Genomic DNA, 5,768 nt, shown 5'->3' on the forward strand with positions numbered 1-5,768 from the left:
AAATTACCTCTGATTCATCGAAATCATCACTGTAATTACAAAACCATCCAAGACATTATTACCGTTGTCGATGGTCTCCCAGTCAGCAACTACAGGACTACCAAAGAAAGGGTTGGGGTGGCCGACAACTCGACAACCAGGAACTAAAGCGCAAGCACCAGGAGTGTTTCTCTCTCCAACACCAAGCAAGTCCCGGTTTGGTATTGGTCCGCTAGCAAAGGTATTCAGGTCTACCTGAGTGGCATCCCATTGAATTGCTGTTTCAGTTGATTCCACGACTTGACCACCGTTGGTAAATAGTTGATTTCCTGGTAGGGGGTCTGCATCTGGACCATTAGGGCGACCGTTACGATCGACTCCTGCACCCGCAAAAGTGGGAGCTGCACCATCGGTAACAAAACTATTTGTTCCTTCGGTGAGGGCAATACGAACCCCGGAAGCAGGTTGGTTGGACCAGTTGAGAACTTCAAAGGCGAGTTGAAATTTATCTCCTTCTGGATCGTCTTCCACAGCTTTAATATCAGTAAACCGGAAGCAGAAGACTGGAGGTAATAGGGTTTGAGGTGGTGGTGCAGGTGGTGGATCTGCTAGAGCAGCTTTAACTCCGACACCAAAACTAGAGGCGATCGCTGCTAAAATTGCTTTGGTTAAATTTGTTAGGTGGCGTCTTTGATAATTTGTTTGATTACCCATAATTACTTCGATAATGAACACAACGGTGAGTTTTTGAGATATCTAAGAAAAATTTCTTATTTGTCAGCAATTCGCGAAGGTATACTAAATAAATAGGACTGCTTAAATATTCAAATTTAAGATAGTCAGGACTTACGCATGAGGTAGGAAAAACTAGGATTTGAGATTGCTATCCGTTCCGGACTGCTTCGCAAACCCTGTCGGTCGCAATGACGAAAATATTTTGTACTGCGTAAGTCCTAATAGTAATACCTCGGTAAAAATGCGGTTGCTAGTCATCTCATTTATGAGTATAGGATAGATAAATCAAAGTATTGTCGAAGATCGACAGTAAAGATAGACNCCCTGTCGGTCGCAATGACGAAAATATTTTGTACTGCGTAAGTCCTAATAGTAATACCTCGGTAAAAATGCGGTTGCTAGTCATCTCATTTATGAGTATAGGATAGATAAATCAAAGTATTGTCGAAGATCGACAGTAAAGATAGACAACTTTTTGACAAGTTAGCAAAAGCAGTTGTAGCAATATATTCAGCCTAAATTAAGTGAAAATCGACAAAAGTATTTTTCAACTTTGTTGATTTTCAACAAAAAAAAATGGTTCTGTTGCAAAAAAGAAGAATTAGTGTATGCAACTCTGTTCATATTTATGACTTCAAGTCACAGACAAAAAACAGTAGGGACGTTCCATGGAACGTCCCTACTGTGGTCTACCGTGCAGGAAAACCGCTTTCAACAATTAATAATTAATAATTGCCTCTTCGGTACTTTGATATTTTTCACAGCGAAAATTACTTCAAAGCTAATAGGGAGAAGGCAAATACATCAACTTTTTTGCTGAAGTACCGATAATTATAAATTAGCTAATTTAGTATTACTTACCACTACAATATTTAGCATCTGCTTCATCCCATTTTCCTTGAATAAGTATGCTAGCTAAATCAAATAATTCAGTGAGATTAGCTTTAGATTTACATATTCTTTGATGAGAATTACCATCATTTTCTATGTATGTAACTCCTAGAACATATCTAAGTTGATTATCTTTAGGTTGACCCATAATAATTGATAATTCAGGAGGAATTGGAAAAAATAAGATGTTACTTGGAACATCATATACATAGTTTTCTGTTTGGATAGGTAACTCTACATCTGCTGAATTTCTACTAAATTCACCATTCTCAGAATAGTAGTTCATTTGCATTTTATTAGCAGCATTTATCTTAATTGTTGGTTCAACTTCTTTTGCTTTATTTGCTTGATTTAAAAAAGATGGAAGAGCGATGGCTGACAAAATTCCAATAATAATAATGACTACTAATAACTCGATTAAAGTAAATCCACGATTATTATTTTGTTTGTTTAAAAGTTGTAAAAGTTTGAGAGATAAGTTATTCATGCTTCCCCTGATTTAAAAAGTAAATTGACAATTTATTTAAGGCTTCATCCATTAAGTTTGCTGCCGGATGTTCGGCAACAATACCTCTTAATATTCTCATGGATGACTTGACAGCTTCTTGATTTTCAACTGTAAAAAATTCTTTCATTTTTGTCAAAATATCCACTTGTTTTAAAGCTTCTATTTTGTCTGCTGAAGTTAACCAAGTTTCGGCTTCAATAGCTAACCTTAATTCGGCTAAAGTTTCGGCAAAGTTAGGCTGATTAATTCCATATAAACTTTGCCATGTTGGAGGTATTTCTGCGGAATTTTGACAAATAACTGGCAACCAAGTCGCACCAGGAAATTTATCTTCTAAATATTCTAATTTTTCCCTAGCTTGTCGCACGGAAATAGATAAAGATTTACCACTAGAAAATAATTGGAGAAAATGCTTTAAAAATTCCTGGGCGACTAAATCTGCAACAGGTTCTCGCATAACAATAATTGCGGGAATATGTAAGCGAGCAAGTTGTTGAGCTAGACCTAAACCATCGCAAGAATTAAAGATGGCTAATTGTAATCCTTTTTTAATGGCTGCTGTTAGAGCATTTTCTAATTCCTCAATTGTCATTTTGATGTGGTTGTCTAAGTAAAAATATCCGGTACTTAGATCGGCTTCACTTTCACTATGACCGGAAAAACAAATAATATCCCAACCTTTTTCATCCCATAATTTTTGATCTAATTCTTGGGGGTTTGGTTTGACTAAAGAAACAGTTTTTACCACCTCCTTTGGCAGACTTTCTAAATATTTTTTATCTGCTTCAATATTTAGTCCTTTGTCATCTCCAAATATTGCTAAGATGCGGATTTTTTCCCTAGCAATATTTAGCTTTTCGACTCGGTTAGCTTCTGGCAAAACTATGGCAGTTTCGGCAAACTGATAATTGGAGAGAAAATTCCATAGGTGCCAGGGAATGTGCTGCATTAAAACATCTTCTGATTGGATAATTAGTCGAACTTTGTCTGAGGGGTTAAATTTAGTTCGTAGTTCTTTTTCGATGCGGTTAAAATCTGAAGTATTTAACCAGTTGTTGAGGAGAGGTTGCAATTCTTTTTCTAATTCCCGAATCTGAATAATTATTTTCTGAGCTTCTTTTTCCATATCTTTTTTGGAAAAATTTGTTGTCTGCTCTTTCTTCATTTTGATTCTAGGAAGCAAGCCTAAATTTCGATATAATTGTCTTAATTGTTTATATTTTTGACTCCAGTTTTGATAGAGTTGAGGAATTTCTGAATTTGCGGGTAAGCTACTGGAAAAAGAAATTGGTAAATGATGAGCGTCTGACCAAATATTAGCTCTAATAACTGGAAAACCTGTGGCAAAGTTTCCTCCTTCAAAGTTGAGAGTAACTAATTTTTCTCTGGCAGTGACAGGAGCAGAATTTTGGGTTTTTAATATCTGATTCATCAGGAATATTTGATATTCATTTTGCTCCGTTCGTTGACGATATAGAGTAATTTTTTTTTCTGTTTTTGCCAGATCTTGCTGATATTTTTCTTCTAGCACTCTGACATTTTCATCATAGAATTCCATAAACTCCCGATGGATTTTTTCCTTCTCAGTTTCTGGGGGTACATCTATTCTAATTACTACTACTCCATCACCTTTATTTTCCATGCCTTGAATTTTCATGGGGATGCCTTGGTTTTCCACTTGTACTTGTTGGAAGGATGACATAAAAGCTTTGGCATCTACTCCATTTCGGAAAATTAAATCTACAGTATTTAAGACTTCTTTGAATAATTTTGTAAAGTCTCCTTCTTGGAAATATCCACTACTAGGGCGACGCTCTCTATCATCTGTTTCTGGTTTGGCTTCTTCTAATAAATAGATATATTTTGATTCAACATTATCGAGGATAGTTGTATGGTCGATATTCCAACCTTCTAAACAAGTTCCTGACATTTGAGCGGTGGTAAAGTTAGTAGCTATTGCTAATGTTTCGGTTAAATTTGCATTGTTTAAATTGGCAGCTTGTAGGGAAGCTTCNGCTTCTTCTAATAAATAGATATATTTTGATTCAACATTATCGAGGATAGTTGTATGGTCGATATTCCAACCTTCTAAACAAGTTCCTGACATTTGAGCGGTGGTAAAGTTAGTAGCTATTGCTAATGTTTCGGTTAAATTTGCATTGTTTAAATTGGCAGCTTGTAGGGAAGCTTCGCCTAAGTCTGCTAGTTTTAAATTGGCGTTACTAAGGTCGGCACTTATGAGGTTTGCTCCTCTTAAGTTGGTACTTATAAATTCTTGGTCTTTTCCCCATCCAGTTATTAATAATTCTCTGACTTTTATATCTTCTAAGATGGTTTTTTCGACTCTGGCAAATTTTAAATATTTGGTTTGTCGGTAGAATGTGCGGGTGGTATTAGCAAATCGGAAATTTGTGCTTTTAAGAATGGCATGACTAAAGTCGGTATCGGTTAAATTTGCATTACAAAAATTTGTGCCTCCTAGGGTTCCAATGGCAACAGCAAATTTTAGAATGAACAGATTATTTTCGTCTTCCTCTAATATCTTTTTTGCCAGATTTTTAGTTATTAATATTAGGGTTAAAGAAATAGCGATAGCCAGAATGGTTAGCATTACGACATAAGTTATTTCCCATTTTTTTATTTGATTTTTAGCAGCAATTCCTGTTCCAACTGCTGTGATAATATTCACCCAGATTAATGCTGAATTTACTAGCCGTTTACCAGAGATAATTTCGGCTAAAATTATTCCTAAACTGAGAGTAAAAATTAACACTAATATTGCTATTGCAGAGATAAAAAAGCTGAAAATTATAATCACAGCTTTATTTTCAGAATCGTCATTATTAGTGAAGAAATTAATGAAGGCTCTAATCATTTCACCAAATCTAAAATCTGTCATCCACTCTGACAATTTAATAACTGTGTTAGAGGATGTATCTGTCATTCCAAAAAAACTAAAAAAATTTACTATTTTTTCGTCATCAAGACCGAGGGATGCAAATATTACAGCTATTGTTAGCATCAGAATAATTAGGCTAAATAAATGCCACCAAATTTTTTTAATTCCCTGGCGAACTATTATTACTAATAAACCAATATTGATAAATTCTAGGAGAGGAAAAATAACTGCACCAATCTGAATTGGAATTACTTGACTTCTTTTGCTAGAGATAAGTCTGATGGGAATAACAGTAGCACCACCTGCACCTACACCTGCAATTAAAAATAAGATAATTACCAGAAGAAAAATAAGTCTANTAGGAGAGGAAAAATAACTGCACCAATCTGAATTGGAATTACTTGACTTCTTTTGCTAGAGATAAGTCTGATGGGAATAACAGTAGCACCACCTGCACCTACACCTGCAATTAAAAATAAGATAATTACCAGAAGAAAAATAAGTCTAGTCTGAGATTTTGTTAATCCTGCTAAAGCATAATTGAAGTTAGCACCCGTGAGATTTGCTCCGGTAAAATCTGCTCCTCTTATATCTGCATTAGAAAAGTCTTTACCAGTTAAATCTTGATTTTTAAATGAACGACCTCGAAGATTTCTGCGTGGTTGTTTAGATGAATGAATTAGCATAATTATTTATTCCTGAAAGTTGAAAAAGTTTTTGTTCGTAGTAAAGCTCTTAGCCCTAGATATATATTTG

The 5,768-nt window shown here is 35.2% G+C and carries 3 protein-coding genes and 2 pseudogenes; all 5 read right to left on the reverse strand.

Annotation, left to right across the window (positions count from 1 at the left end; all coding sequences use genetic code 11):
• Window positions 1–3: 3 nt before the first annotated feature.
• Window positions 4–693 (reverse strand): hypothetical protein, encoded by a 690-nt coding sequence (locus AFK68_RS13745; RefSeq protein WP_094673293.1) that lies wholly within the window; start codon window positions 691–693, stop codon window positions 4–6.
• Window positions 694–1,567: 874 nt separating this feature from the next.
• Entirely contained in the window at window positions 1,568–2,092 is a 525-nt protein-coding gene (locus AFK68_RS41665) for a prepilin-type N-terminal cleavage/methylation domain-containing protein (RefSeq protein ID WP_094673294.1), read from the reverse strand.
• Window positions 2,085–4,127 (reverse strand): CHAT domain-containing protein (locus tag AFK68_RS13755; RefSeq protein ID WP_210407393.1); only part of this gene is annotated, 2,043 nt, incomplete at its 5' end. The genes AFK68_RS41665 and AFK68_RS13755, both read right to left, overlap by 8 nt.
• Window position 4,128: 1 nt before the next feature.
• A pseudogene (locus AFK68_RS45110) lies at window positions 4,129–5,135 on the reverse strand (pentapeptide repeat-containing protein); the annotation flags it as partial.
• Between the two features lie 236 nt (window positions 5,136–5,371).
• Window positions 5,372–5,698: pseudogene (locus tag AFK68_RS43445) on the reverse strand (pentapeptide repeat-containing protein); the annotation flags it as partial.
• Window positions 5,699–5,768 lie beyond the last annotated feature (70 nt).

The sequence above is a fragment of the Hydrocoleum sp. CS-953 genome (assembly GCF_002260545.1).
Lineage (GTDB): Bacteria > Cyanobacteriota > Cyanobacteriia > Cyanobacteriales > Microcoleaceae > Trichodesmium.

Coding starts and splice junctions, on each gene's coding strand:
- AFK68_RS13745 (WP_094673293.1), bottom strand. CDS start 693: ATGGGTAATCAAACAAATTATCAAAGACGCCACCTAACAAATTTAACC.
- AFK68_RS41665 (WP_094673294.1), bottom strand. CDS start 2,092: ATGAATAACTTATCTCTCAAACTTTTACAACTTTTAAACAAACAAAAT.